The sequence below is a fragment of the Bifidobacterium apri genome (assembly GCF_009299485.1).
Classification (GTDB): Bacteria; Actinomycetota; Actinomycetes; order Actinomycetales; family Bifidobacteriaceae; genus Bifidobacterium; species Bifidobacterium apri.
In genome coordinates, this window is record NZ_WBSO01000011.1 from 29,972 (window position 1) to 54,681 (window position 24,710).

Sequence of the window (24,710 nt, forward strand, 5' to 3'; positions counted from 1 at the left end):
TCGGCATACGCCGCACGCTCAGCTACCCACAGCCACCCAAGCCCAAAGGAGAGGCAATGCCCAACGCAACGTTTATCCCAACCTTCGACGTGACCGCCGAAGCGTCCCGTGCGGGACGATTCCCCGGCAGGCGCACCGTACCGGTGGTGGATAACCGCAGATTGTCCGATGGCATCTATCGGCTGACCTTCCGCGACAGCTACATCGCGGGACGCGCCAAGCCCGCCCAGTTCGTGGATCTGTATACGGCGGATCCCACGCGCCTGATGCCGCGTCCCTTCGGGGTCAGCGAAGTCCATGGAGACGACGTCAGCCTGATTTTCGCCGTCGTCGGCAAAGGCACCGAGGAGTTCTCCCATCTTGTCGCAGGCGATACCGTGGATGTGATGGGCCCGTTGGGACGGGGATTCGACATGAAGGCGTCGGCCAATTACGTGCTGGTGGCTGGTGGCCTTGGTGTGCCGCCGCTGCTGTACGCCGCCCAGAAGCTTTCCCTGCGCGATGATGCGACCGCGACCGCAGCGTTCGGATACCGTGACGAGCGGTTCGCTGATGATCTGGTGGCGCCATACGCTGAACGCGTGGAAAGCATCACCAACGCGCAAGGCAATGTCGTCGATCTGCTCGACTCGATTGAGGATTCACTGGTCAACGGGGATCTGCCCCCGGTCATTCTCTCCTGCGGTCCGATGCCGATGATGCGTGCCGTCGCCTCGTGGGCGGTCGCACGCGGCATCCCATGCCAGCTGAGCCTCGAGGCGCGTATGGGATGCGGATACGGCACCTGTTATGTCTGCGTCGTCGATACGGCGTCAGGACGGCAGAAAGTGTGTGTCGCCGGTCCGGTGTTCACCCCGGAACAGCTTGGATGGGACAAGTAGAGGCCAAAACGATGCAGGAGCAGCACATGAACAAGCAGATCAACGTATACGAGCCGCATGAATGGAAGCACAGCACTGTCGTCGCGGGTGTGGAATGGAAAAACCCGGTCGGCACGGCCTCCGGTACGTTCCAATACGATGCATGCCACTGGTTCTACGATGTCAGCCAGATGGGCGCGGTCACCACGAAAGGCGTCTCCCCGGTGCCGTGGGAGGGCAATCCCGGACCGCGCACCACGGAAAGCCCTTCGGGGACGGTCAACTCCGTCGGCTTGCAGAACCCCGGTGTCGATCATTATCTGGTCGACGAGCTGCCCAAGCTGAAGAAGGAAGGCGCGACGGTGGTCACCAATGTGGCAGGCCACTGCGATGATGATTACGCCGAAGTGGTGGCGAAACTCGCCGACTGCCCTGCGGATATGCTGGAGATCAACGTCAGCTGCCCGAATGTCACGCATGGCGGTATGAGCGTGGGAACCGACCCTGTGGCACTCAACCGGCTGATCACCCGGCTTCGTCATCTCACGACGAAACCCATGATCGTCAAACTCACCCCGAACGTGACCGATATCGTGTCCATCGCGAAAGCCGCGGTGGATGGCGGTGCGGACGCGCTGAGCATGATCAACACGCTGGTTGGCATGCGCATCGATATCCGCACCGGCGAACCGATTCTCGCGAACCGCACGGGCGGCGTGTCCGGTCCGGCGATCCTGCCGGTCGGGCTGAGCTTCGTGTGGCGGGTGCGGCAGGCGCTGCCTGACATTCCGATCATCGGCATCGGTGGTATCGATTCGGGCGAAAAAGCGCTGGAATACCTGTATGCCGGGGCGAATGCGGTCGAAGTCGGGGCAGCGGCGTTGTATGAGCCGACCGCGCCGATGCGCGTGGCCCGCGAGCTGGACGACTTGCTTGATTCTCGGCCGGAGCTTGCGGCGAAGCTCGCAGCGGGACAGACCTGGCGGTGACGGTCAACCCCCTTGCGGTACTCTGATGTGCGGAAAGGACTTGTGCCCAGCACAGGTATCGGTCGCGTCGGATCAGGCGCGACCGAAGATAGAAAGGACATTCTCGCATATGACTGAGCAGAAAGTGCCGCTCGACCGGAGATTCACCTCGTTCCTCCTGCAGTCGCAGGCGTTGAAGTTCGGGGACTTCACGTTGAAATCCGGTCGTCGATCCCCGTACTTCATCAATGCGGGCGCTTTCGACACCGGCCGTAAGATTGCGCTGCTCGGCTCGTTCTATGCTGAGAAGATCAACGCTGCTATTTCGTCGGGTATCCTGCCTGACGATATCGACACGGTGTTCGGGCCTGCCTATAAAGGCATTCCGCTCGCCGTGTCGACGGCGATCGCGTTGACCGCCCAATACGATATGGGTGTGGGCTACACCTTCGACCGTAAGGAACGCAAGGATCACGGGGACGGGGGTATGTTCGTCGGCACCCAGCTGCGTGACGGCATGAACGTGCTGCTGGTTGACGACGTGATGACCGCAGGCACCGCCGTTCGCGAGGTCGTTCCCAAGCTGCGTGAAGCGGCTGACGTGCATATCGTCGGCCTTGTCCTGTCCGTCGACCGTATGGAGAAGACGCGTGACAGCGACCTGTCCGCCGTCGCAGCCGTGCAGCAGGAGTTCGGATTCCCGGTTATTTCCATCGCGAATGTGCGTGAGATTTTCGATGCGGCTTCGCAGATGACCGGCGATGACGGTCTGCCGTTGCTTGACGACGACATCAAAACGCGGGCCAAGGATTATCTTGAACGCTATGGTGCGTGACGCGGCACGCGTATGAACACGACGGCCGGCCGGGAACCCGATACGGATTTTCCGGCCGGCCGTCATATATGCCGCTATATTTGCCGTCGTATATTGTTCCAGTATTGTCCCAGACAGGAAGGATGTTCTTCCTTCCTGTCCGTCCTTCTGTCTGATGGGCTTGGCTCAGTCGATGAGCTTGTACCCGTGCGAAGCGATCACCGTCCGCAGCTTGTCCAAATACGTCTGTGCCGCGGACGACAGCTTGGCGCGTTCGTTGGTGATCCAGCCGAGCAGCATGGTCTCGTCGGTGTCCAGCGGCACGGTGACGATTTTCTCATTGTTGAGATCACCGTTGTCGATGCCTGTGCACACGGTGTAGCCGTTGAGTCCGATGATGAAGTTGAGGATGGTCGCACGGTCGGTCACGTTGATCTGCTTGGGGGAGTATTCCGGCCACACCGCTTCCTCGGCGAAATAGAAGCTGCCCTCCGACCCCTGCTCATACTGGATGAACGGGAAGGGCTTGAGGTCTTCCATGGTGACTTTCTTCTTGCCTGCCAGCGGGTTGCTCCGTGAAATGAACACGTGCAGATTCGCGCGGAACAGCGGGTGGAACACGAGATGCTTCTCGCGTAGCAGCTTGTTGATCACGTTCTTGTTGAAATCGGACAGATACAGGATGCCGATTTCGGATTGCATATTCGCGACCTGGTTGATGATGTCCTTGGTGCGCGTCTCGCGGATGGTGAACTCGTATTCGTCGGATTTGATGGAATTGATCATCTCGACGAACGCCTCGACGGCGAACATGTAATGCTGGGTGGATACGCTGCACAGCTGCTTGCGCGGCTTGGCGTTCTTATAGCGTTCCTCGAGCAGCGAAGCCTGATCGAGCACCTGCCGGGCATAGGTGAGGAATTCCGCGCCGTCCACGGTCAGGGCGATGCCCTGGGATGAGCGGGTGAAAATCTCGATACCCAGTTCGTGTTCCAGTTCCTTGACCGATGAGCTCAAGGCCGGTTGTGACACATACAGTTCGTGGGACGCCTCGTTCATCGATCCGCATTCCACGATTTTGACGATGTACTTCAGTTGCAAGAGAGTCATAAAAGAATCCTATATCACAAGGATGTCAACAACCAGACGGTTATATCCGCATTGTGGCGTGACAGGACTCAGATCCGCACGCCCAATGATTGCAGGTCGCGCCTGGCATGTGTCGCATCGTCGAACAGGAACGCATGCATGCCGACGGATGCCGCCCCGTCGATATTGCGCGGTGTGTCGTCGAAGAACACGCTCGACGCAGGATCAGCGATGCCGAAACGGTCCAACGCCAAACGGTAGAAGCCGGCGTTCGGCTTGAACTGCTTCTCCACGCCCGACACCACGGTCCCGTCCAGCAGCCGCTTCAGGCTCGGGAATTTCTCGAACGCGAAATGGAACGTCTCATACGACCAGTTCGTCAACCCCCACACGCCGTATCCGGCTGTTTTCAAATCCTCAAGCAGGGCTTGCATACCCGGGATGATACGTGTCAGGGAATCATCATACCGGGCGATGTAATCGGCGAAGATATCCGCGATCTCATCGCCATGCTCGTTCCTGACATCCGGAAGAATATCCGCGAGCGCCTCGCCATGATCCATTCGATCCTCGTAATCGAAGAAACCGTACGGGTCATCCACGGCGCAAATCCGGTCCACCAGATCATCGGGGTAGTGGCCACGCAACGCGGCGGCGCACTGCCAGTCGATCAGTACACCGCAAAAATCGAACACGACATCGCTGATGCCGGTCGGCGTTGATGCCGTCTCCTGTCGTCCTGCCGATGTCTGACTTGCCAGTGTTGTCATGCTGTCCCTTCCTGATGGGCCTCGGCCATGGTCGCCGGCGGCGCGCGTCACATCATCAGTCGGCTCCGCCTGTGACGAAGCTCGCACCACAGTCTAGCGGCAACCGCCTCGGACTTGCAAAGACCGGCGTATCGGAGACATGAACGTATCGGAAACGGATCGCAAACAGGGCTTCCCTCACTCCTCGCCCTGCTGGAATACCTGGACGTACAGGATCTGGGTGTCACTGTTCGCGCACCCGGTGATGCCCGTGGCGTCGATGCTGATGGATTCCTTCTGGTCCGGCGGATAGACGAGCATCGTATCCGCGGCTGTCGGCGTGCAATCCGAGGCATCGAAATTCCCCGCGTTCACGATACGCAGAACGCTGTGTGCGGATTGCCCCGGTTGGAGCGTGATGGTGGAGGCGCTAACCGTGCGATCACGCTCCGCCGCCGCTCCGATTTGCGTGTCCCTGTGGCGCAAGGAAACGCCGGGATATCCGCGCAGCGTGCAGGTGCGGGAACCGGAGTTGGTCAATACCAGATACGGGTAGGAGCTTCCCGCTCCGCCGCCTGCGCCTTGCGTCAGCTTCGCGGTCAGTTCCTTCGTGGTGCATGTGTCGGATGCCGCAGTGGAATCTGAGGCTGATGCCGAGGCGGACGGCGAGGACGCTGAGGACGCCGAGGCAGTGGAGGAGGGGGATTGCGAAGTGGTGGGGGATGATGCCGAGGCGGACGGGCTCGCGCCATCATCGGACGTCGAGCCGCACGCGCACAGGGAACCGGCCAGCAGCGCCGCGGTCAACGCGATCGCCAAGCGTGTACGACCCGCAGCATGCGACCCGAACCGTTGTGATGAACCGATGCCGGACGACAAACTGTCGGAATCATTGTGATGCCGGGAAACCATCATAATATGTCCTTCCTCTGTGAAGCGCGCAAACCCTTCTACCGTTCTCCTGTTGACGCGTGCGACCACGCATGGCTTCATTGTACCTGTACCTTCGCTGGATGCAGGGAACCTGACGTGCGCGGGTTTCACCCGATGAGCTCGGCGATCGCACGCGGAATCGCGCGCACCACGTCGCTGGCGATAATCGGCTCACCGGCATCATACCGCGTGCCGCGCTCGCTGACGCCGTAGATTTCCGGTGCATCCCACCCGCATTGCGTCGAATGCGAAGCGATGGCAGCGGCAAGACCGTGCACGTACACCGCGGCGGCGACGGTATCGGCTATCGCGGCGTCATCGGACGATTCGGATACATCGGATTGGGCCAGCAACGCCCCGATGATGCCTGCGAGCACATCTCCCGCGCCGGCAGTGCCCAGCCATGCCGGGGCGCGGCCGCACAGGAGCACCCGTGTACGGTTGCTGTCGTAGGGGTCTGTTCCGGCGATAACGCTGACCGCACCCTTGAGCACGACGGTCGCACCGGTCAACTGATGCGCACGCCGCGCATAATGCACGGGGGCCGCCGCCACTTGGCGGGCGTCCACCGACCCGTCCGCAGCGTCGAGCCTGGTCAGCAGCCCTGCCAGTTCCCCGGCATGCGGTGTGATCACCACGTTGGCCGAGACCTGCGCAGGCAGCAGGTCGAGCGCGCCGGCGTCCACGACAATCGGCGGCATCGCGTCGGGACGGGTGCCCTGTGCCGACGAATCCTCATCCTGTGGCTGATCCTCGTCGGTGCGCGCATAATGGGCAAGCAGTTTTGCTATCGTTTCCCGCTGGATATCCTCACCGTCGGCCGTGTCCGAGGCTGCCGGAACTCCAGAACCGACAACCCAGGCATTCACATGTCCTTTGCCGATGACGGCTTCAGGCAGCGCGTGCAACACCAGGTCCTGTGCGCGCTGCGGCCCCAAGTAGCGGACCATGCCGATGCCGGATTTCGCTGCCGCACATGAACCGAGCACCGCGGCTCCCGGATATCGTGTGGACCCGGTGACCAGTCCCACGACCCCGCGCGTGTATTTCATATCACGCACGGAAGGCACCAGAATCGAAGAGGATGCGAGGTCGGCGTCCATCATTTCCGCGGCGGGTTCCGCCTCATCGATGTCGAATCCGAAATCGACCAGTGTGACCTTGCCACAGGCGTACGATGCCGGAGGCAGCATGGCGCAAGGTTTGAGTGCGCCGAACATCACCGTCCGGTCGGCAGGCAGACACGGGCCGGGGATCGTGCCGTCGTCCACGCCGATTCCTGAAGGCGTGTCCACGGCAAGGATCAGTGGCCGGTCGTTTGCCTGGGTTTGTGCTGTTGCGGCATCTGGCCTTCCGTCGGGACTCCACGAGTCGAGCAACGCTGAGGCGAGCGTCGCCGCGATACCATGCAATGCGCCCGAAACGCCGATACCCGTCATCGCATCCACAATCAGATCCGCGTGATTGGCGAGCTCGACGGCTACGCGGAGCCGTTCCCCGGCTTCGCCCGCGGAAAAGCCGCTTACACAGCCGGGGATCTCGGCTTCCGGGTCGAGCACCAGCACGTGTCCGCCACTATGCGCGAACGCTGCGAAGCCATCGTCATGCAGGGCGCGTCCCACAGCGACTACGGTGACTTGGGCGTCATCGCCGGCGAGTTGAGCTGCTGCGAACAGGCCATCGCCGCCGTTGTCACCGGCTCCGGCGAGGACAACCACATTGGCGTTCTCGAGCGCGACCGCCTGGCTGTCGAGCATGCGTTTCGCCTCATGTGCGGCAGCAGCCGCCGCCATGCGCATCAGCGGCACGCCGTCGTCCAGCAGCGGCCGTTCCAATTCGCGTACCGTATCTGCTGCGTACGCGTTGAATTTGAGCATTTGCAGACGTTCGTGATCGATGCTTCCACCCATGGCATGGCCCCTTTCCTATCAATGGTGTTCAGGCCTGCTGCGCCGGCACCAGGACCGATATCTTCACTGTAGTCCTTTCTTGGGCGGTTCAGCATCCGACGCCGTGGAGGGGTGTGATCCGGCTGGTTCCGTATGGCCGCATCGGTCTGACGGTGACGGTCCATCGCGCGGGACGTTGTGAGGGCTCCGGCCACGTTCATATTCGCTTGGTCAGGCCTGAGGGCATGTCGAACCGCTTGAATTGCGGCATCGGATACCACGCATGGCGTTCGTCACCCCGTGAGCGGTACAGTGGTGGCATGAGCGTCGGCGTATCGCCGGGAGAAGACCAAGGAGTATGGGCATGAATATTGTGGCGGCGGCTGAAGCGTTGTGGGCGCAGCATACGATACATCTTGATCCTGAGCCGCAGGGGGAGCGGCATGGTGTCGTCAATGCGGCGGCGGATGGCGAAGCGTTGTCGTTCGTCGCCGTCGGCGATTCCATGATCGCCGGTTGCGGGGTCGAAGACCAGTCTGAGGGATTCACCCCGGCTATGGCATCGGTGTTCTCCGATATGCTTGACAGGCCGGTTGACTGGCGCGCCGTCGGCAAGCTCGGCGCCACGATGCGCCGCGTACGCTACCGTCTGCTTCCGCAAGTCGATGATCATGCCGATCTCATGGTGCTGTGCGCCGGATCGAACGACCTGATGGCCCGCAGAACCATCGCCCAGTGGCGCGACGACTTGTCAGCTTCGCTTGATCTGGCCAAGGACCGCGCCGACCATGTGGTCGTATTCAGCGCCGCCCAGCTGTACCGCAGTCCCTCTCTGGGAAAGTCCTTGCGCCATGTGATCGAAGGCATGACCGATGAACAGACCCAGGCGAGTCGCGAAATCTGCGAGCGCTACGGCGTCAGGTTTCTTGACATGACCCATGAGGATGTGCATGCGGACCGCGACAGGTTCTATGCGCATGACAGGTTCCACCCCAGCGTATACGGATACCAGTGCATGGCGGAACGGGTCGGGCAACTGCTCGGCGGGTGGATGACCTCCGAACTGTGAGCACAGGGCTGTGAACACAGGACCGAGACGACCCTGAGGTCACTCTTCGGCAACAAGCTCCAGATAGCCGTCGTTCCACAGATCCTCGTCGCCGTCAGGCATGAGCAGTACGCGTTCGGGGTTCAACGCCTCAACGGCGCCCTCATCGTGGGTGACCAGCACGATCGCGCCCTCGTATTTCGCGATCGCTTTGAGGATTTCATCGCGTGACACCGGATCGAGGTTGTTGGTCGGCTCATCCAGCAAGAGCACGTTCGCGCGTGACGTCACCAGCGTGGCGAGCGCCAGTCTGGTTTTCTCGCCGCCGGACAGCACTTTCGTCGGTTTCATCACATCATCGCCGGAAAACAGGAAGCTGCCCAGAATGGAACGCGTATGCGTGTCATCGAGTTCAGGCGCGACATGCTGCAGATTCTCCAGCACAGTCGCATCCATGTCCAGCGTGTCGTGCTCCTGCGCGAAATAGCCGATCTTGCAGCCGTGGCCATACACCACCTCACCGGTATCCGGCTGCTCTTCGCCCGCCAGGATGCGCAAGGTTGTCGTCTTGCCGGCGCCGTTGTACCCGAGAATCACGACGCGAGAGCCTTTATCGATGGCAAGATTGATGCCGGCGAACACGATATTCGATCCGAAAGCCTTGGAGATGTCCTTCGCCATAATCGGGGTGCGGCCGCATGGCGCCGGTTCCGGGAAACGGATATCGGCGACTTTCTCCTTCTTCTCCGCCTCGCTTGTCTCGGCCAGCAAGCGTTCGGCGCGCCGCATCATATTCTGGGCGGCGACCGCCTTCGTGGCCTTCGCATGCAGGCGAATACCCTGTTTCATCAGTCGCTCGGCCTTCTTCTCCGCCACCTCGCGTTCACGGCGGCGGCGCTCCTCGTCGACCACCCGCTGATGCAGATAGGCTTTCCACCCCAGTGAGTACATATCGATCTGGCCAAGCTGGGCATCGAGATGCCACACCTTGTTCACGACCTCGTCCAGCAGCTCGGTGGAATGGGAAATCACCAGGAAGCCGCCTTCGAAACGCTTGAGATAACCGCGCAGCCATTCGATGGAATCCGCGTCCAGATGGTTCGTCGGCTCGTCAAGAATCAAGGTGTCCGCATCGGAGAACAGGATGCGCGCCAATTCGATGCGCCGCCGTTGGCCGCCGGACAGCGTACCAAGCTGCTGCTGCATCACTTCCTGCGGCAAGCCAAGGCTGTCGGCCATCGAAATCGCCTCGGACTGGGCGGCGTACCCGCCTGCCTTGTCAAAATCCTGCATGGCTTTGTCATACCGGTTCATCGCTTTGCTCATCACGTCGGGGTCGGGATCGGTCATATCCTTTTCCGCCTTGCGCAAACGCGAAATGATCGTCGCGATGTCACGGGCGCTCATCATCCTGTCCAACGCGGTCTGCGTCGGGTCGGCGGCATGAGTGTCCTGGGGCAGATACCCGAGTTTCCCGGAGATGCGTACAGAACCCGCGGCAGGGAGCATATCGCCGGTGATCACACGCGTCAGCGTCGTCTTGCCTGCGCCATTACGGCCGACAAGGCCGATTTTGTCGCCCTTGACGACATGGAAGTCGGTGGGATGCAGCAATGTGCGCGCACCGATCTGAATCTCCAGTCCCTTCGCCTCGATAGCCATGCCCACCTGCCGTTTCTTTCATCGTCGGGTCAAAGTCCAACGGCATATCTTACCCATGAGGAGCCGACGTGCCGATCGTACCGTGGCGCGACACGCGCAACGCGCTCCGACGATACGACACATCATCGAACATATGTTCGATTTTCGTCGTGCTTGGCTGTATCCTAGAACCCAGTACCACACCTATCGGAGGCAAGACGTGAGCACAGCACAACAGGCGCAACACCAGCACCGCCCCACCGCGACCGAGCATATCCTCAACAGCGATTCATTCCTGCACAAGGAGCTCGCCAAAGCGCCGCTGCGGGAACACGACGGTTCCCTCGTCGCCGATATCAGCCGCATCCCCAACGACCTGAAAATCACCATCCAGGGCGCTCGCGAACACAACCTCAAGAACGTTGATCTGTCCATCCCTCGCAACCGCATGGTGGTTTTCACCGGGCTGTCCGGATCAGGCAAATCGTCTCTGGCGTTCGACACTCTGTTCGCCGAGGGGCAACGCCGGTATGTCGAATCCTTGAGTGCATACGCCCGTCAATTCTTGGGAAGGATGGACAAGCCGAACGTCGATTTCATCGAAGGACTGAGCCCGGCGGTGTCCATTGACCAGAAAACCACGAACCGCAACCCCAGGTCGACCGTAGGAACCATTACCGAGATCTACGATTATCTGCGGCTGCTCTTCGCACGCACCGGCCAGCCCCATTGCCCGGTATGCGGCGAACCTGTCAGCGCGCAGACCCCGCAGCAGATGGTTGACGCCTTGCTCGCCATGCCCGAACGTACCCGTTTCCAGATCCTCGCCCCCGTAGTGCGTGGGCGCAAAGGCGAATTCGTGGATCTGCTTGAGCTCCTGCGTTCCGACGGGTACGCGCGCGCTCTGATCGACGGCGAGATGCGTCAACTGTCCGATGACATCAAACTGGCCAAACAGAAGAAACACACCATTGAGGTGGTGGTCGACCGTCTGGTCATCAAAGACGGCATCCGGCAACGGCTCACCGATTCCATCGAAACGGCGTTGAAGCTGTCCAAGGGCCTGGTCGTCGCCGATTTCGTGGATCTTGACGACAATGATCCCGACCGTCGGCGTCCGTTCTCGGAAAAGCGGGCATGCCCGAACGGTCATCAGCTCGAGCTTGACGAAATCGAGCCGCGCACCTTCTCCTTCAATGCGCCGTACGGTGCATGTCCCGCCTGCACCGGCATCGGGTACAACTTGGAGATCGACCCCGAATTGGTGATTCCGGACCCGTCGAAAACCCTCAATGAAGGCGCCATCGAACCGTGGGGAATGACCAAAGGCACGGGTGACTACTACAGGCACGTGTTGGAAGGTCTGGGCGAAGACATGGGATTCGACCTTGACACGCCTTGGAAGGATCTCCCCGAAGACATCCGGCACGCCATCATGTATGGCCATGATTTCAAGGTCAAGGTCTCGTACCGGAACCGCTGGGGGCGGCTGCGCGAATACTCGACAGGATTCGAGGGGGTTGTGCGCACGCTGATGCGTCGCCATGACGAGACGGATTCCGATCAGATGAAGCAATACTACGAGTCCTATATGCGTGAGGTGCCCTGCCAGGCGTGCGGCGGCAAACGTCTGCGTCCGGAAGTGCTCGCCGTCACGGTGGACGGACAATCCATCGCCGATGTGTGCGACATGCCGGCGGAACGCAGTCTCGCGTGGATCAAGAACCTGCATCTGGAAGGTTCGGCCGCCGAGATTGCCGGTGAAGTGGTCAAGGAAATCACGGCGCGTCTCGCGTTCCTCAACGATGTCGGACTGAGCTATCTGAGCCTGTCCCGTGCGGCGAAAACCCTGTCCGGCGGCGAGGCGCAGCGCATCCGACTCGCCACGCAGATCGGATCGGGACTCGTCGGCGTCATGTACGTGTTGGACGAGCCTTCCATCGGGTTGCATCAGCGGGACAACAAGCGGCTGATCGACACCCTGCACCATTTGCGCGACTTGGGCAACACCCTGATCGTCGTAGAGCATGACCAGGAGACGATCGAAACCGCGGATTGGCTGGTCGATATCGGCCCGGGCGCCGGCGAACACGGTGGTGAGGTCGTCTATTCCGGTCCGGCCGCGCATATCGTCGACGCGCCGCGTTCCATCACCGGGGATTACATCGCCGGGCGCCGCGCGATTGAAGTGCCGAAACGCCGTCGCCGTACCCATGCGGATCGGCGGCTCACCGTTGTTGGCGCCAGGGAGAACAATCTCAAGAACATCAACGTGAACTTCCCACTCGGAGTCATGACCTGCGTGACCGGTGTATCCGGTTCAGGCAAATCCACGCTGGTGAACACGATCCTGTATCCGGTGCTCGCCGACAAGCTCAACGGCGCACGCATGGTCCCGGGCAAACATACCAGGATCGAAGGCATCGAACAGTGCGACAAAGTCATTCACGTCGATCAGAACCCCATCGGCAGAACCCCGCGATCCAACCCTGCCACGTACACCGGGGTATGGGACAAGATCCGCGCGCTGTTCGCCAAGACCCCCGAAGCCCAGGTGAGAGGCTACGGTCCGGGACGGTTCTCCTTCAATGTCAAGGGCGGCCGTTGCGAAGCCTGTCATGGCGACGGCACGTTGAAAATCGAAATGAACTTCCTGCCGGATGTCTATGTCCAGTGCGAAGAATGTCACGGCAAGCGGTACAACCGTGAGACGCTCGAAGTCAAGTACAACGGCAAATCGGTGGCCGACGTTCTCGACATGCCTATCGAGGAGGCGGCACGGTTCTTCAAAGCCTACCCGTCCATTTCCCGGTATCTGGACACCCTCACCCAGGTCGGCTTGGGGTACATCCGTCTCGGGCAGCCAGCCACCACCCTGTCAGGCGGAGAATCACAGCGCGTCAAACTGGCGACGGAACTGCAACGGCGATCCACAGGCAAGACCGTGTACATTCTCGATGAACCGACCACCGGACTTCATTTTGAAGATGTCCGCAAGCTGCTGCTCGTGCTGCAGGGTCTTGTCGACAAAGGCAATACGGTGATCGTGATCGAACACAATCTCGATGTCATCAAATGCGCAGACTGGATCATCGATCTGGGGCCGGAAGGCGGTGACGGCGGCGGCACCGTCGTCGCGCAGGGCACCCCCGAACAGGTCGCGAAGAACACAAACAGCTGGACCGGGCGGTTCCTCAAGGACATGCTCTGATAGCGCCGGAAGTACCGGGGAAACAGCATTGGGAAAATAGCACTGGGAACGCTGCAAACGCGCCTAATACGCGCGGGAATGACTGGCAACCGTGGAAAGGAACCGACGAACAGATGGGTATCATCGAACGCCACAGCCCTGATCGTTGGCGTGCCACAGCCAAGGGGATTCTCGCCCAGCAAGCCGGGCTGGCGCATACTTCTACGGCGACAGACGATGCAACGGGCGGCGCCACCGGTATGTCGCGCGGCGTGAACGTGAACGGCGCTCCGCTGCTGGGCGATTCACGTGATTTGTTCCGGCCGAAAACCAGTGATATCCCAGCGGAACCGGGCGTGTATAAGTGGCGTGACGGCGAAGGGCGAGTCATCTACGTCGGCAAGGCGAAGAATCTGCGTAACCGTCTGACGAACTATTTCCAGCCGCTCGACCAGTTGCACCCACGCACCCAGACCATGGTGCTGACCGCTCGAAGCCTGGAATGGACCGTGGTCGGCACTGAACTCGAGGCGCTGACCCTTGAATACACATGGATCAAGGAATTCGATCCCCGGTTCAATGTTGTGTTCCGCGATGACAAAACCTACCCGTATCTGGCCGTTTCTGTCGGGGAAAGCGTTCCACGCGTGTGGGTGACGCGCAGCAGGAAACGGCGCGACACCAGATATTTCGGGCCATACGCAAAAGTCTGGGACCTTCGTCACAGTCTGGATCGCCTCTTGAAGACCTTCCCGGTGCGCACGTGTTCAGATGGGGTGTTCAACAAGGCGCGTCTCACCGGCAGGCCGTGCCTGCTCGCATCCATCGGCAAATGTTCCGCGCCGTGTGTCGGACGTATCAGCGAGGCCGACCATCGACACCAATGCGAGCGCTTGGTCGGCGTACTGACAGGCAGGGTAGGCAAATCGTACATCACCCAGCTCAACCGTGAGATGAAGGCGGCAAGCGATGACCTTGATTTCGAACGTGCGGCGAGACTGCGGGACGAAATCGCGATGCTGCAGACCGTGATGCAGCAGAATTCGGTCGTCCTCGACCAAGACGTGGACGCCGACGTCTTCGGCATGTCTTCGGATGAGCTTGAGGCATCGGTCCACGTGTTCTTCGTGCGGGACGGATCCATCCGCGGTGAGCGCAACTGGACCGTTGAGCGCGTCGAGGACATTGGGGACGACGAATTGATGGCCGACCTCATCGTGCAAGTGTACGCGGATCTGCTCCACGAACATGGTGATGTCCAAGGTCACCGTGACGGCGACGGTGTCCAATCGATCCATGTCCTCGAGCGCAGGGACGCCATAGGTGCAACCCAGAGCGTGACCGCCGCGGACAGCCTCACCCGTGCCCAGGCGACGAGAACCCGTCACGAACGGTTGGAACAAACCGGACGCGCCGACCTGCTCGCTCCGATCGCCCCGGTTCCCCGTGAAATCCTCATGCCGATCGAACCCGCAAGACGCGCGGAGCTTGAATCATGGCTCAGCGGCGAACGTGGCGCGCTGGTCACGATACGAGTTCCCGGACGCGGTGAAAAACGGACTTTGATGGAACGCGCCAACGACAACGCAGCCCAAGCGCTGCAGCGCAGCAAGATGAGCAGGATCAGCGATATCGGCGCACGGACCGAAGCCATGAACGACGTCGCGGACGCACTCGGATTGCCCCAAGCCCCGCTGCGCATCGAATGCTACGACATCTCCAACACCATCGGAGGCGCCTATCAGGTGGCGTCGATGGTGGTGTTCGAGGACGCCATCGCCAAGAAATCCGAATACCGTCGTTTCGCCATCCGGGGTGATGACGGCAAAGGCGCACTCGATGACTTAAGTGCGTTGTACGAGACCTTGACCAGGCGGTTCCGCCATGGCAATATCGCCGGCGACTCCGGTGACAGCATGGACAACGAGCGCAGGATCCGGCAGGCGGAACGACATACGCCCCATGACGCGCCCGGCTCTGACGGCACGCCGCAGGGCACCGGCGGCGAACCGGCCGGCCCCGCATCTGCGGCTGACGTGTCGAAGGCTCCGCAATCAGCCAGGGACACCGGCTCGGACGATGTCATCCAGCAGAACACCCAACGGCGTCATTTCGCATACAAGCCCAATCTGGTCGTCGTCGACGGCGGCAAACCGCAGGTCATGGCGGCGGCGAAAGCGCTGCGCGACTGCGGCGTGGACGACGTGGCGGTATGCGGTTTGGCGAAGCGCCTCGAAGAGGTGTGGATTCCGGATGACGACTATCCCATCATCCTCCCGCGTCAGTCCGAAGGCATGTACCTATTGCAACGGGTGCGTGATGAATCGCACCGATTCGCCATCACCTATCATCGCCAGACACGCAGAAAAGGGGCGTTGCGGTCCGCGCTCGACGACATTCCGGGCATCGGGCCGTCCTATCAGAAGCGTCTGCTCAACGCCTTCGGATCGGTCCGCGCCATGCGACAGGCGAGCGTGGAACAGCTCGAACAAGTCAAGGGCATCGGCCATGCCAAAGCCCAGGCCGTGTATGAGGCGCTCCACACGAACGACGAGTGATTCGGCTACCATGGGCTATGCCGGGCGTATCACCGCTCGAATGTAGAGAAGAACATGCTGACATGACAGGAAAGAGCAGGGCACACGCATGATGGACATCGAGGATTCCGCGGGGGCGCCGATCACGCAGAACCAGTGCGCGGTGCTTGGCAAGCCGATCAGGCATTCGCTGTCACCGATCCTGCATCAGGCGGCATACCGTTCGCTTGGTCTCGCGGACACATGGTCATACCATCGGTATGAGGTCGATGAGGAGCACCTCGGAGCGTTCCTGTCCGGTCTTGATCCCAGTTGGCGCGGTCTGAGCCTGACCATGCCGTTGAAACGCACGATCCAACCCTATGGGATTCCTTCAAACATGTGGGCGCGCAGGCTTGCCGTCGCCAATACCGTCGTCTTCGACTGGAACCAGCCGGGCGTACCGGGGCCGGCGCGTCAACAGGGTCTTCCCATGATGCACCTGTACAACACGGATGTCGACGGCATCGATCTGGCAATCCGGCACGCGTGGATCGCAGCCGGAAAGCGCCAGAGCCATGAACGCGGCCTGCACGCACTGGTCATCGGGAACGGGAACACCGCGATGTCTGCGATCGCGGCATTATCCCAGCTGTCTGTTCCGGGCGGGGCGATGGTCCGGGATGTGACCGTCGCCGCACGCCACCCCGAGCGCAACGGGGATATCGTCGCGCTCGCCAGGCATCAGCACGACGGTCGGCTGTCGGGGATCGACATCGACGTCAATATCATCACACTCGACCACGTCCTTGAAACGATTGCGGATCGCGATATCGTGATTTCCACGCTTCCGTCAAGGGCGGCGGATCCCGTCGCGAACGCCTTGGATGAAGCGGGCGTCCCTGTGCACGGCACCTTGCTCGATGTCGCCTACGATCCGCGTCCGAGCGCATTGAACCGTGCATGGTCGCGTGCGGGGGGCCTGTCGATCGGCGGCGAGGACATGCTGCTGTATCAGGCGATCGGCCAGGTATGTCTGATGACCGGCAGGGGAGCGGACCACTGGAGCGGTGGCCTGCCGGCTGGTGCGCAAGAAGTCGATGCCACGCTGGAAGATGCAATGAGAGAAGCGTTATTGGAGGCACTGAATGGCTGAAATGAGCGAACACGGTCCTGCGACCGCCGCCACGGGGGGTGCCGATCGGCCGGACCCCGCCGATTCCTTTGAAGTACTGCTGATCACGGGCATGAGCGGCGCCGGTCGAACCCATGCAGCCGATGCGCTCGAGGACATGGGATGGTATGTCGTGGACAACATGCCGCCCAAACTCCTGATCCCGCTGGTTGATATGATGACATCCTCCGGCTCGAAGGTCCACAAGCTTGCCGCCGTGGTGGACGTTCGTTCCCGCAGTTACTTCGACGACCTGTCCGAGGTGCTCAGCCATCTTGACGATCTTGGCGTCAAAACCCGTATCCTGTTCCTTGACGCGAACAACGAAGTGCTGATCAAGCGCTACGAATCCGTCCGCCGTCCGCATCCGCTTCAGCATGGCAACAGGCTGATTGACGGCATTCTCGAGGAACGTTCGCTGCTCGCCAATCTCAAAGAGCACGCGGATATGGTGATCGACACGTCGACGTTGAGCATCCATCAGCTGTCGACCAAGCTGTACGAGGCACTGCTCGGCTCCGGGCCGACCACGGTATCCGTTCATATCTTCAGTTTCGGCTTCAAGTACGGGATTCCGATCGACGCCGATTTCGTGGCCGATGTGCGATTCCTGCCCAATCCGTACTGGGTGCCGTCGTTGCGGGAGCTCACTGGTCTGGACAAGCCGGTGAGCGATTACGTGCTGTCCAGTGACGGGGCCAAGGAGTTCCTTGACGCCTATCAGCGTGCGATCAGTATCGCGATTGAAGGGTACGCCAGGGAGGACAAGCATTATGTCACCATCGCGATCGGTTGCACGGGCGGGCAACATCGTTCGGTCGCGATGAGCAATGCGCTTGCCCAGCGCCTGCGCGCGCAAGGATTGTCGGTGACGGTTTCGGCTCGTGAACTGCATCGTCATCTGCATCAGGCCTGACCGTATGCCGAAAAGCCAGAGGCTGAATTTACACGGCTTGGCGTAATCTTGTCCAAGATATTGGATATCACAGTTACACGTTGCCACCTTGCCGGATTATGCCGGCATGTTGCAGAGGCAGTGAAGAGAAACAGGAAGTAGGAGGTTGGCTCTTGGCTCTTCTCGATGATGTCAATAGCGAACTCGCCACGATTAACGATGACCTGCCCGCTGCAATGGTGGCACAGGCGGCCGCCATGTTCCAATTTGGCGGCGGCCTGCGTCAGACCAGCAGCAGACAGGTCGTGTTGTTCGCGCAGTTCGATTCGCTGGAAGCCGCAAAATGGCTGCGCAATGCCATCGTCAACCAGTTCCAGCACCAGGCTCAGGAGATCGTGAAGAGGCAGCCGCAGCACGAGCAGAACGGCGCCAAACAGCCGAAATTCGACGCGGTCATCAAGTCCGTTCGACGCCAGACGCCGCAAGGTCAGATCATTCAGCGGTATAACGTCGTTGTCGACCACGGTGCCATGGGACTGGCAGTATGGCTTGGATTGTACAACCCGCGCATCCATCGCGTGGTCCGCGGTTTGCCTCCGGAGATCGTGAACGGGAAAATCCCGCAGATCAAGGCCGCTTGGCGTGGCGCGTTCATGGCGCATGGGCGCATTTCGGATATTGGCACGGCAGGCTATCTTGAGGTCATATGCCCGACCCATGAGGCGGCATTGGCCTTGCAAGGCGCCGCCCACCGTCTGGGCATCAGCGCGAAAACCCGTCAGGTGCGCAGCTCTGAGCGCGTGACTTTGCGTGATCCGGATGCCATCGAGCGTCTGCTCAATCTCATCGGAGCGCCCCAGTCCGCGAGGGAATGGACCGGCAAACGCACTGATGGCGAACCACGCAGCAAGACGAACCGTCTGGCGAATTTCGATGACGCCAACATGCGCAGAAGCGCAAAAGCCGCTGCCGAAGCGACGGAAAAGGTACGCAAGGCCTTCGAAATCCTCGGCGACGACATTCCGCCGAAGCTGCGTGCAGCGGGGCAATTGCGTCTTGAGCATCGTGACGCCAGCTTGGAAGAGCTCGGACGTCTCGCCGATCCACCTATCAGCAAGGACGCCATCGCCGGACGCATCCGTAGGCTGCTGCAGAAAGCGGAGAAAGCCGAGACCGCGCGGCAACAGGGATTGTAACCCTCAGCACGCGATTCAGGCGGGTAGTCTGTTTTCTGGCGCCATCCTTCTCGCTGCACGCGAAGGATGGCGCCTTTTGTTCTTCGTTGCCTGTATTATCGCAATTGGCGTAGCCACGTCACCATCTTCCCGTATGGCCTGTGTGGCATGCGGTTAGGAAAGGATATTCATGAAGACACTGAAGGATCTTGGAGATCTCAAGGGCAAGCGCGTTCTCGTCCGCGCGGATTTCAACGTTCCGCTGGACGGCACTACGATCACCGATGACGGCCGTATTCGTGCCGCCCTGCCGACCATCAAGGCTTTGCGCGCCGACGGCGCCAAGGTCATTCTCATGGCGCATCTTGGTCGTCCGAAGGGCAAGGTTGTTCCTGAACTGTCTCTCGCACCGGTCGCCAAGCGCCTCGGCGAGCTGCTGGGTGTCGATGTCCCGCTGGCTGAGGACACGTATGGTGAGGATGCGCATGCCAAGGTCGCGGCGATGAACGACGGTGACGTCGTGCTGCTGCAGAACGTGCGTTTCAATCCTGAGGAGACCAGCAAGGACGAAGCCGAGCGCGACGCGTATGCTCAGAAGATCGCCGATTTGGGCGATGTGTTCGTGTCCGACGGTTTCGGCGTGGTGCATCGTGCCCAGGGCTCCAATTACTCCATCGCCAAGTTCCTGCCGTCCGCTGCAGGCCTGCTGGTGGAGAAGGAAGTCAAGGCGCTGTCCCGCGCTACTGAGAACCCGGAGCGCCCGCTGACGGTCGTGCTCGGCGGTTCCAAGGTTTCCGACAAGCTCGGAGTCATCGAGAACCTGCTCGGCAAGGCGAACCGTCTGGTCATCGGCGGCGGCATGGTCTTCACCTTCCTCAAGGCGAAGGGCTATGAGGTCGGTACCTCGCTGCTCGAGGAAGATCAGCTGGAAACCGTCAAGGGCTACATCGAGACCGCCGAAAAGACCGGTGTCGAGCTTGTGCTTCCGACCGATATCGTCGTGAATGCCGGCTTCCCGGCTGGTGACACCCCGGTCGCTCCGGAAGTGGTGAAGGCTGACGCGATTCCTGCCGACAAGATGGGTCTGGACATCGGTCCGGAATCCCAGAAGCTGTTCCATGACAAGATCGTCGATTCCAAGACGGTGGTATGGAATGGCCCGATGGGCGTTTTCGAGGTCGCTGCGTTCGCGGAAGGCACTCGCGCCGTCGCCCAGGGTCTGGTCGACGCGACGAAGGCCGGTGCGTTCACCATCGTCGGCGGCGGTGATTCCGCATCCGCCGTGCGTAACCTCGGCTTCCCTGAGGACGGTTTCTCCCACATCTCCACCGGTGGCGGCGCTTCCCTCGAATTCCTCGAGGGCAAGGAGCTTCCGGGCCTGAAGGTGCTCGAGTAAATCGCCTATACGGGCGGATTCGTGTGCGGGCATGTCGGGACGGGCGTGCCCGCACACGTGTTTCCCGGTGCTCATTGAGCGCCGGCCCGGGCAATGGCATTGTGGTCGTCAACATGGATGGAGATGGTATGGCAGCGAATCGGATTCCGCTGGTCGCGGGAAACTGGAAAATGAACTTCAATCATCTCGAGGCGACCTATTTCGTCCAGAAATTCGCGTGGTTGCTGCGGGACGCGCATGTCGATCCGCGGCAATGTGAAGTCGCGTTGATGCCTTCATTCACATCAATCCGGAGCGTGCAAGTGCTGGTCGAGGCAGATGACCTGCCGATCAAGTATGGTGCGCAATCCGTATCCGTGACATCACAAGGCGCGTTCACCGGAGATGTCTCCGCTGACATGTTGGCGGCCTTGGGATGCACGTATGTGATTGTCGGGCATTCGGAGCGTCGCAAATACCACCCGGAAGACGATGCGAATATCGTCGACCAGGTTCGTGCCGTGCTCGCTGCGGGTATGCAACCCATTTTATGCGTGGGCGAAAGCTATGAGGAGCGCAAACAGGGGATTGAGCTTGATTTCGCCGTCGGCCAAGTCAGGGACGTGACCCGCGACCTTTCGGTAGACGAGGCCGCCAAGTTGTTGATCGCCTACGAACCGGTGTGGGCGATCGGCACCGGTATGGTGGCGACCCCGCAGTCGGCCCAGGATGCCGCCAAAGCCATTCGCGACGACATCCGTGAGACCTTCGGTGCTGAGACCGCGGCGACGCTTCGTATTCTGTACGGCGGGTCGGTGACGTCGAAGAACGCGTCGCAGCTGATTACCGAGCCCGATGTCGACGGGTTCCTGGTCGGAGGGGCGTCCCTGCATGCCGAGGAGCTCGCAAAAATCGTACGCCTTGTCGCAAAATCCGGTGCCGCTGCCCGCAATAGGTGACGCTTGCGTTTGCGCGTGCGGCGTGCCGCTGGTGTCGAGGTCGGTCGGCATAGGATGTGAAAATCCCGCGGTTGCGCTATGCTTAGACAAGTTACACACAATGGAGGTTCAACTCGTGTCAGGTTTGGCTGTTCTCAAGCTGGTTATCCAGATTCTGGTCGTTGTACTCAGCTTCCTGTTGACGCTGCTCATTCTTATGCACAAGGGCAAGGGCGGCGGCCTTTCCGACATGTTCGGCGGCGGTCTCACTCAGAATGCAGGCTCTTCCGGTGTCGCCGAGAAGAACCTTAATCGTTGGACGGTTATCATCGCGGTGCTTTGGGTCGCTTTGATCATCACCCTTGACCTGTTCACGAAGTTCAACATCGGTGGCTGAATCGCTTCAATTTCCGGTATCGTTGCACTGCACCGTGCCGGTTGATTGAGATACAGCATCGTTATGAAACCGCCCTGCTTCCCAGATGGAGACAGGGCGGATTTCGTTTCCGCCGGTCCATCTAGCCAGGCAGGACCAGCTAGGGCCGGCAGCTCAATACAGCCAGATGTCGCATCAATCAGCGGTAGGTGTGCGAGCGAAGGGGGACACATGACTCAACTATCACCAACACCATCAGGGGAGCGCGAGCGCCTTGATCGTTCTCTTCGCTTGGTTGTCGCCGACCTTGACGGAACCTTGATGCATGATGCGCCGACATTCGAAGAACGGTATCTGACCAGACATTCCATCGACACGGTGTGGCGTATGCACGACGCAGGCGTGCGGTTCGCTGTGGCGACGGCCCGACCGGTGAGCACGGGGTACGATGTCATCGACAAGCTGCCCGTCGACGCATGCATTTATCTCAACGGCGCGCTGATCGATACCAATCCGTCGGCGTCCGATGTCGACATGCTCACCAGCGGCGTGCTCCCCGATGACGGGCATCTGCTGAAAATCGGGTTCTCATCCCGTCGCGCATGCGAAGTGTGCAGATATCTTGTCCATGAGCTGCCGGGATTGAAGATCGGCATCGTCATGGATGACGTCCGATACACGAATTTCGATGTCAGCGTGTATTGGAAAACGCAGACTTTTGTCATCACGGATTTTACGGATGTGCCGGATGGTGTCGCCGACAAGATCATCATCTTCCCCGACCCCCATCAATGGTCGGTGCTGGGTGGTCTTGTCCCGGATGATTTCTCGGTGAGCATCTCCGAAGGATCGATGTGGATGCTGATGAATCCTCTGGCGAATAAGGAACGGTCGCTGGAAACGATCTGTACGTCGATGCACATCCCGCTGTCTCAGACCGTGGCGTTCGGCGATGATCTTATCGATATCGCCATGATGCGACGTTCTGGCACCGGTGTGGCGGTATCGAACGCCAATCCCGACGTGTTGGCCATCGCTGATGACATCTGCCCGTCGAACAATGATGATGGTGTCGCCCAGTGGATTGAAGGACACTGGGGTTTGAACAAGACCGTGGCCTGATGCAAGACCACTATGGAATTGAACTCCGCATGGCATGAAAGTTCAATTCTTGAATACACGGTTCATTATTCTCTTGGATGTGGTATAGTATCGCTTCAGATTGAACATACGTTGAACTTTGGAGTGGTATGGCAGAAGGATTGTTCGCGCAGCGGCTCACCCAAGCGATGAACCAGCGTCACCTCAAGCAGATCGATATCGTCAGGCGCGCCCCCGAATTCGGCGTGCATCTCGGCAAAAGCCACGTCAGCCAATACGTGAGCGGGAAGACCATTCCGCGGGACGAAACCGTCCACGCATTGGCGGATATGCTCGGCGTAAGCGCCTCATGGCTGATCGGGAACAGCGACGACATGACCCGCATCGAGCCATCCACACCTGCATCATCTCAGTCCGGTACCCAGCCGGAGCACCATGACAATAGCGCTGCATCAACGAAAGGAACCACCATGCGGCATTTCGGCAAGTCTTCAAAGCTTGATAATGTGCTCTACGATGTCAGGGGGCCGGTCGTTGACGAGGCGGCACGGATGGAAGCTTCCGGAACCCATGTGTTGAAACTCAATATCGGCAACCCGGCACCGTTCGGCTTCCGCACTCCTGATGAAGTCGTGTACGATATGGCGCAGCAGCTGACCGATTGCGAAGGCTATTCCGATTCCAAGGGCTTGTTCTCCGCTCGCAAGGCGATCATGCAGTACGCGCAGATCAAGAACATCCCCAATGTGACTATCGATGGGATTTACACCGGCAACGGTGTCAGCGAACTGATCAATCTGAGTATGTCGGCGTTGCTTGACAACGGCGATGAAGTCTTGGTGCCTTCTCCCGATTACCCGTTGTGGACCGCCTGCGTCACACTCGCTGGCGGAACGGCTGTGCATTACATATGTGATGAGCAGTCGGAATGGTATCCCGATATCGAGGATATGCGGAAGAAAATCACCGATCGCACCAAGGCGATCGTCATCATCAACCCGAACAACCCGACCGGCGCGTTGTACCCGCCGGAAGTGCTTCAGCAGATCGTGGATCTCGCCAGGGAACACCAGCTGATGATTTTCTCCGACGAGATTTACGACCGTCTGGTCATGGACGGTCTCAAGCATGTCTCCATCGCGTCGATGGCACCTGATCTGTTCTGCGTCACATTCTCCGGCTTGTCGAAATCCCATATGATCGCCGGGTACCGTGTCGGATGGATGGTGCTCAGCGGCAACAAGGAGATTGCGAAGGACTATATCGAGGGATTGAACATGCTCACGAACATGCGCATCTGCTCGAATGTCCCGGCGCAGTCGATCATCCAGACCGCGCTCGGCGGCCATCAAAGCGTCAACGACTACATCGTTCCCGGTGGCAGAATCTATGAGCAGCGTGAATACATCTATGAAGCGTTGAACTCGATTCCAGGCGTGTCGGCTGTCAAGCCGAAGGCGGCGTTCTACATCTTCCCGAAGCTGGATGTCAAACGTTTCGGTATCAAGGATGACGAGAAGTTCGCCCTCGATTTGCTGCGTGAGCAGAAGCTGCTGATTGTTCAAGGCAGTGGATTCAATTGGCATCAGCCGGATCATTTCCGTGTGGTCTACCTGCCGAGAATCGAAGTGCTCAAGGACGCCAGCACCAAGCTGCGTGATTTCCTGTCCACGTATTATCAATAATCGGGCGAAAGCGAAACCGCGGTTTGCCCGGTGACGGAAACCCACACGGCCATGGCGATGGCGGCGTGCACGCGCCACCATCGCCATGGCCGGTGCCGTTTGGCGTGCGTGATGCGTAGCCCGTTAGCGATGTTCCACAAACTGTCTACGCTGAGAGTGCCTTTTCCGTCACCGGTTTGTGATGGGGACAAACTGGTGACGCTAAGACGGCCCTTATCGTCGCCAATATGTGTAGTACTACAAACTGGTGACGCTGATGTCGTGGATTCCGTAGCTGGTTTGTGTAACAGTACA

19 protein-coding genes are annotated in these 24,710 nt (G+C 60.0%); 14 read left to right on the forward strand and 5 right to left on the reverse strand.

From position 1 onward, the window contains the following. Window positions 1–56 precede the first annotated feature (56 nt). The 3 genes from DSM100238_RS06815 (at window position 57) to pyrE (ending at window position 2,663) form a co-directional block, all read left to right on the forward strand. Complete coding sequence (locus DSM100238_RS06815; RefSeq protein WP_152355934.1) at window positions 57–881, forward strand: dihydroorotate dehydrogenase electron transfer subunit; 825 nt, start codon at window positions 57–59, stop codon at window positions 879–881. Between the two features lie 26 nt (window positions 882–907). After that, window positions 908–1,849, forward strand: coding sequence for a dihydroorotate dehydrogenase (locus tag DSM100238_RS06820; protein ID WP_152355935.1), 942 nt, complete (start codon window positions 908–910; stop codon window positions 1,847–1,849). 109 nt (window positions 1,850–1,958) lie between these two features. Continuing rightward, on the forward strand, window positions 1,959–2,663 hold the full coding sequence (pyrE, locus tag DSM100238_RS06825; RefSeq protein ID WP_152355936.1) for an orotate phosphoribosyltransferase: 705 nt from the start codon (window positions 1,959–1,961) through the stop codon (window positions 2,661–2,663). A 165-nt stretch (window positions 2,664–2,828) separates the two neighbouring features. On the opposite strand, the gene DSM100238_RS06830 is transcribed toward pyrE, so the two are convergent. From DSM100238_RS06830 to DSM100238_RS06845, 4 genes are all read right to left on the reverse strand, one after another. Further along, window positions 2,829–3,752 carry a LysR family transcriptional regulator gene (locus tag DSM100238_RS06830; protein WP_152355937.1) on the reverse strand — a complete coding sequence of 308 codons (924 nt, stop codon included), beginning with the start codon at window positions 3,750–3,752 and terminating at the stop codon, window positions 2,829–2,831. A 68-nt stretch (window positions 3,753–3,820) separates the two neighbouring features. After that, window positions 3,821–4,501, reverse strand: coding sequence for an HAD family hydrolase (locus DSM100238_RS06835; protein ID WP_152355938.1), 681 nt, complete (start codon window positions 4,499–4,501; stop codon window positions 3,821–3,823). A 177-nt stretch (window positions 4,502–4,678) separates the two neighbouring features. Then, window positions 4,679–5,395 (reverse strand): DUF4232 domain-containing protein, encoded by a 717-nt coding sequence (locus DSM100238_RS06840; protein ID WP_167511096.1) that lies wholly within the window; start codon window positions 5,393–5,395, stop codon window positions 4,679–4,681. A gap of 125 nt (window positions 5,396–5,520) precedes the next feature. Then, entirely contained in the window at window positions 5,521–7,323 is a 1,803-nt protein-coding gene (locus DSM100238_RS06845) for a bifunctional ADP-dependent NAD(P)H-hydrate dehydratase/NAD(P)H-hydrate epimerase (protein WP_152355940.1), read from the reverse strand. 343 nt (window positions 7,324–7,666) lie between these two features. On the opposite strand from DSM100238_RS06845, the gene DSM100238_RS06850 reads away from it, so the two are divergent. Next, the gene (locus tag DSM100238_RS06850; RefSeq protein ID WP_152355941.1) at window positions 7,667–8,371 is read left to right on the forward strand and encodes an SGNH/GDSL hydrolase family protein; all 705 of its coding nucleotides are present in this window, start codon (window positions 7,667–7,669) and stop codon (window positions 8,369–8,371) included. 39 nt (window positions 8,372–8,410) lie between these two features. Here DSM100238_RS06850 and DSM100238_RS06855 read toward each other — a convergent pair whose 3' ends face one another. Beyond that, window positions 8,411–10,012, reverse strand: a complete 1,602-nt coding sequence (locus tag DSM100238_RS06855; protein WP_044279846.1) for an ABC-F family ATP-binding cassette domain-containing protein — start codon at window positions 10,010–10,012, stop codon at window positions 8,411–8,413. 253 nt (window positions 10,013–10,265) lie between these two features. On the opposite strand from DSM100238_RS06855, the gene uvrA reads away from it, so the two are divergent. The 10 genes from uvrA to DSM100238_RS06905 all read left to right on the forward strand — a co-directional run bounded on the left by uvrA (window position 10,266) and on the right by DSM100238_RS06905 (window position 24,416). Continuing rightward, the gene (gene uvrA, locus DSM100238_RS06860) at window positions 10,266–13,202 is read left to right on the forward strand and encodes an excinuclease ABC subunit UvrA (RefSeq protein ID WP_152355978.1); all 2,937 of its coding nucleotides are present in this window, start codon (window positions 10,266–10,268) and stop codon (window positions 13,200–13,202) included. Window positions 13,203–13,441: 239 nt separating this feature from the next. Then, entirely contained in the window at window positions 13,442–15,739 is a 2,298-nt protein-coding gene (uvrC, locus tag DSM100238_RS06865; protein ID WP_376831119.1) for an excinuclease ABC subunit UvrC, read from the forward strand. Window positions 15,740–15,827: 88 nt separating this feature from the next. Further along, window positions 15,828–16,853 carry a shikimate dehydrogenase family protein gene (locus tag DSM100238_RS06870; RefSeq protein WP_152355943.1) on the forward strand — a complete coding sequence of 342 codons (1,026 nt, stop codon included), beginning with the start codon at window positions 15,828–15,830 and terminating at the stop codon, window positions 16,851–16,853. Window position 16,854: 1 nt separating this feature from the next. Beyond that, entirely contained in the window at window positions 16,855–17,787 is a 933-nt protein-coding gene (rapZ, locus tag DSM100238_RS06875) for an RNase adapter RapZ (RefSeq protein WP_152355979.1), read from the forward strand. A gap of 152 nt (window positions 17,788–17,939) precedes the next feature. Next, entirely contained in the window at window positions 17,940–18,962 is a 1,023-nt protein-coding gene (whiA, locus tag DSM100238_RS06880; RefSeq protein WP_152355944.1) for a DNA-binding protein WhiA, read from the forward strand. Between the two features lie 169 nt (window positions 18,963–19,131). Next, the gene (locus DSM100238_RS06885) at window positions 19,132–20,337 is read left to right on the forward strand and encodes a phosphoglycerate kinase (RefSeq protein WP_152355945.1); all 1,206 of its coding nucleotides are present in this window, start codon (window positions 19,132–19,134) and stop codon (window positions 20,335–20,337) included. 128 nt (window positions 20,338–20,465) lie between these two features. Then, window positions 20,466–21,275, forward strand: coding sequence for a triose-phosphate isomerase (gene tpiA, locus DSM100238_RS06890; RefSeq protein ID WP_152355946.1), 810 nt, complete (start codon window positions 20,466–20,468; stop codon window positions 21,273–21,275). 124 nt (window positions 21,276–21,399) lie between these two features. Further along, a complete protein-coding gene (gene secG / locus DSM100238_RS06895; protein ID WP_015450598.1) occupies window positions 21,400–21,651 on the forward strand; it encodes a preprotein translocase subunit SecG in 252 nt (83 codons plus the stop codon). Between the two features lie 210 nt (window positions 21,652–21,861). After that, entirely contained in the window at window positions 21,862–22,752 is an 891-nt protein-coding gene (locus DSM100238_RS06900; protein WP_152355947.1) for an HAD family hydrolase, read from the forward strand. A 128-nt stretch (window positions 22,753–22,880) separates the two neighbouring features. After that, a complete protein-coding gene (locus tag DSM100238_RS06905; RefSeq protein WP_152355948.1) occupies window positions 22,881–24,416 on the forward strand; it encodes an aminotransferase class I/II-fold pyridoxal phosphate-dependent enzyme in 1,536 nt (511 codons plus the stop codon). The last annotated feature ends 294 nt before the right edge of the window (window positions 24,417–24,710 follow it).

Coding starts and splice junctions, on each gene's coding strand:
- DSM100238_RS06870 (WP_152355943.1), top strand. CDS start 15,828: ATGATGGACATCGAGGATTCCGCGGGGGCGCCGATCACGCAGAACCAG.
- uvrC (WP_376831119.1), top strand. CDS start 13,442: ATGTCGCGCGGCGTGAACGTGAACGGCGCTCCGCTGCTGGGCGATTCA.
- pyrE (WP_152355936.1), top strand. CDS start 1,959: ATGACTGAGCAGAAAGTGCCGCTCGACCGGAGATTCACCTCGTTCCTC.
- DSM100238_RS06830 (WP_152355937.1), bottom strand. CDS start 3,752: ATGACTCTCTTGCAACTGAAGTACATCGTCAAAATCGTGGAATGCGGA.
- rapZ (WP_152355979.1), top strand. CDS start 16,855: ATGAGCGAACACGGTCCTGCGACCGCCGCCACGGGGGGTGCCGATCGG.
- DSM100238_RS06885 (WP_152355945.1), top strand. CDS start 19,132: ATGAAGACACTGAAGGATCTTGGAGATCTCAAGGGCAAGCGCGTTCTC.
- DSM100238_RS06835 (WP_152355938.1), bottom strand. CDS start 4,501: ATGACAACACTGGCAAGTCAGACATCGGCAGGACGACAGGAGACGGCA.
- DSM100238_RS06900 (WP_152355947.1), top strand. CDS start 21,862: ATGACTCAACTATCACCAACACCATCAGGGGAGCGCGAGCGCCTTGAT.
- DSM100238_RS06845 (WP_152355940.1), bottom strand. CDS start 7,323: ATGGGTGGAAGCATCGATCACGAACGTCTGCAAATGCTCAAATTCAAC.
- DSM100238_RS06815 (WP_152355934.1), top strand. CDS start 57: ATGCCCAACGCAACGTTTATCCCAACCTTCGACGTGACCGCCGAAGCG.
- DSM100238_RS06840 (WP_167511096.1), bottom strand. CDS start 5,395: ATGATGGTTTCCCGGCATCACAATGATTCCGACAGTTTGTCGTCCGGC.
- DSM100238_RS06855 (WP_044279846.1), bottom strand. CDS start 10,012: ATGGCTATCGAGGCGAAGGGACTGGAGATTCAGATCGGTGCGCGCACA.
- DSM100238_RS06850 (WP_152355941.1), top strand. CDS start 7,667: ATGAATATTGTGGCGGCGGCTGAAGCGTTGTGGGCGCAGCATACGATA.
- tpiA (WP_152355946.1), top strand. CDS start 20,466: ATGGCAGCGAATCGGATTCCGCTGGTCGCGGGAAACTGGAAAATGAAC.
- DSM100238_RS06820 (WP_152355935.1), top strand. CDS start 908: ATGAACAAGCAGATCAACGTATACGAGCCGCATGAATGGAAGCACAGC.
- DSM100238_RS06905 (WP_152355948.1), top strand. CDS start 22,881: ATGGCAGAAGGATTGTTCGCGCAGCGGCTCACCCAAGCGATGAACCAG.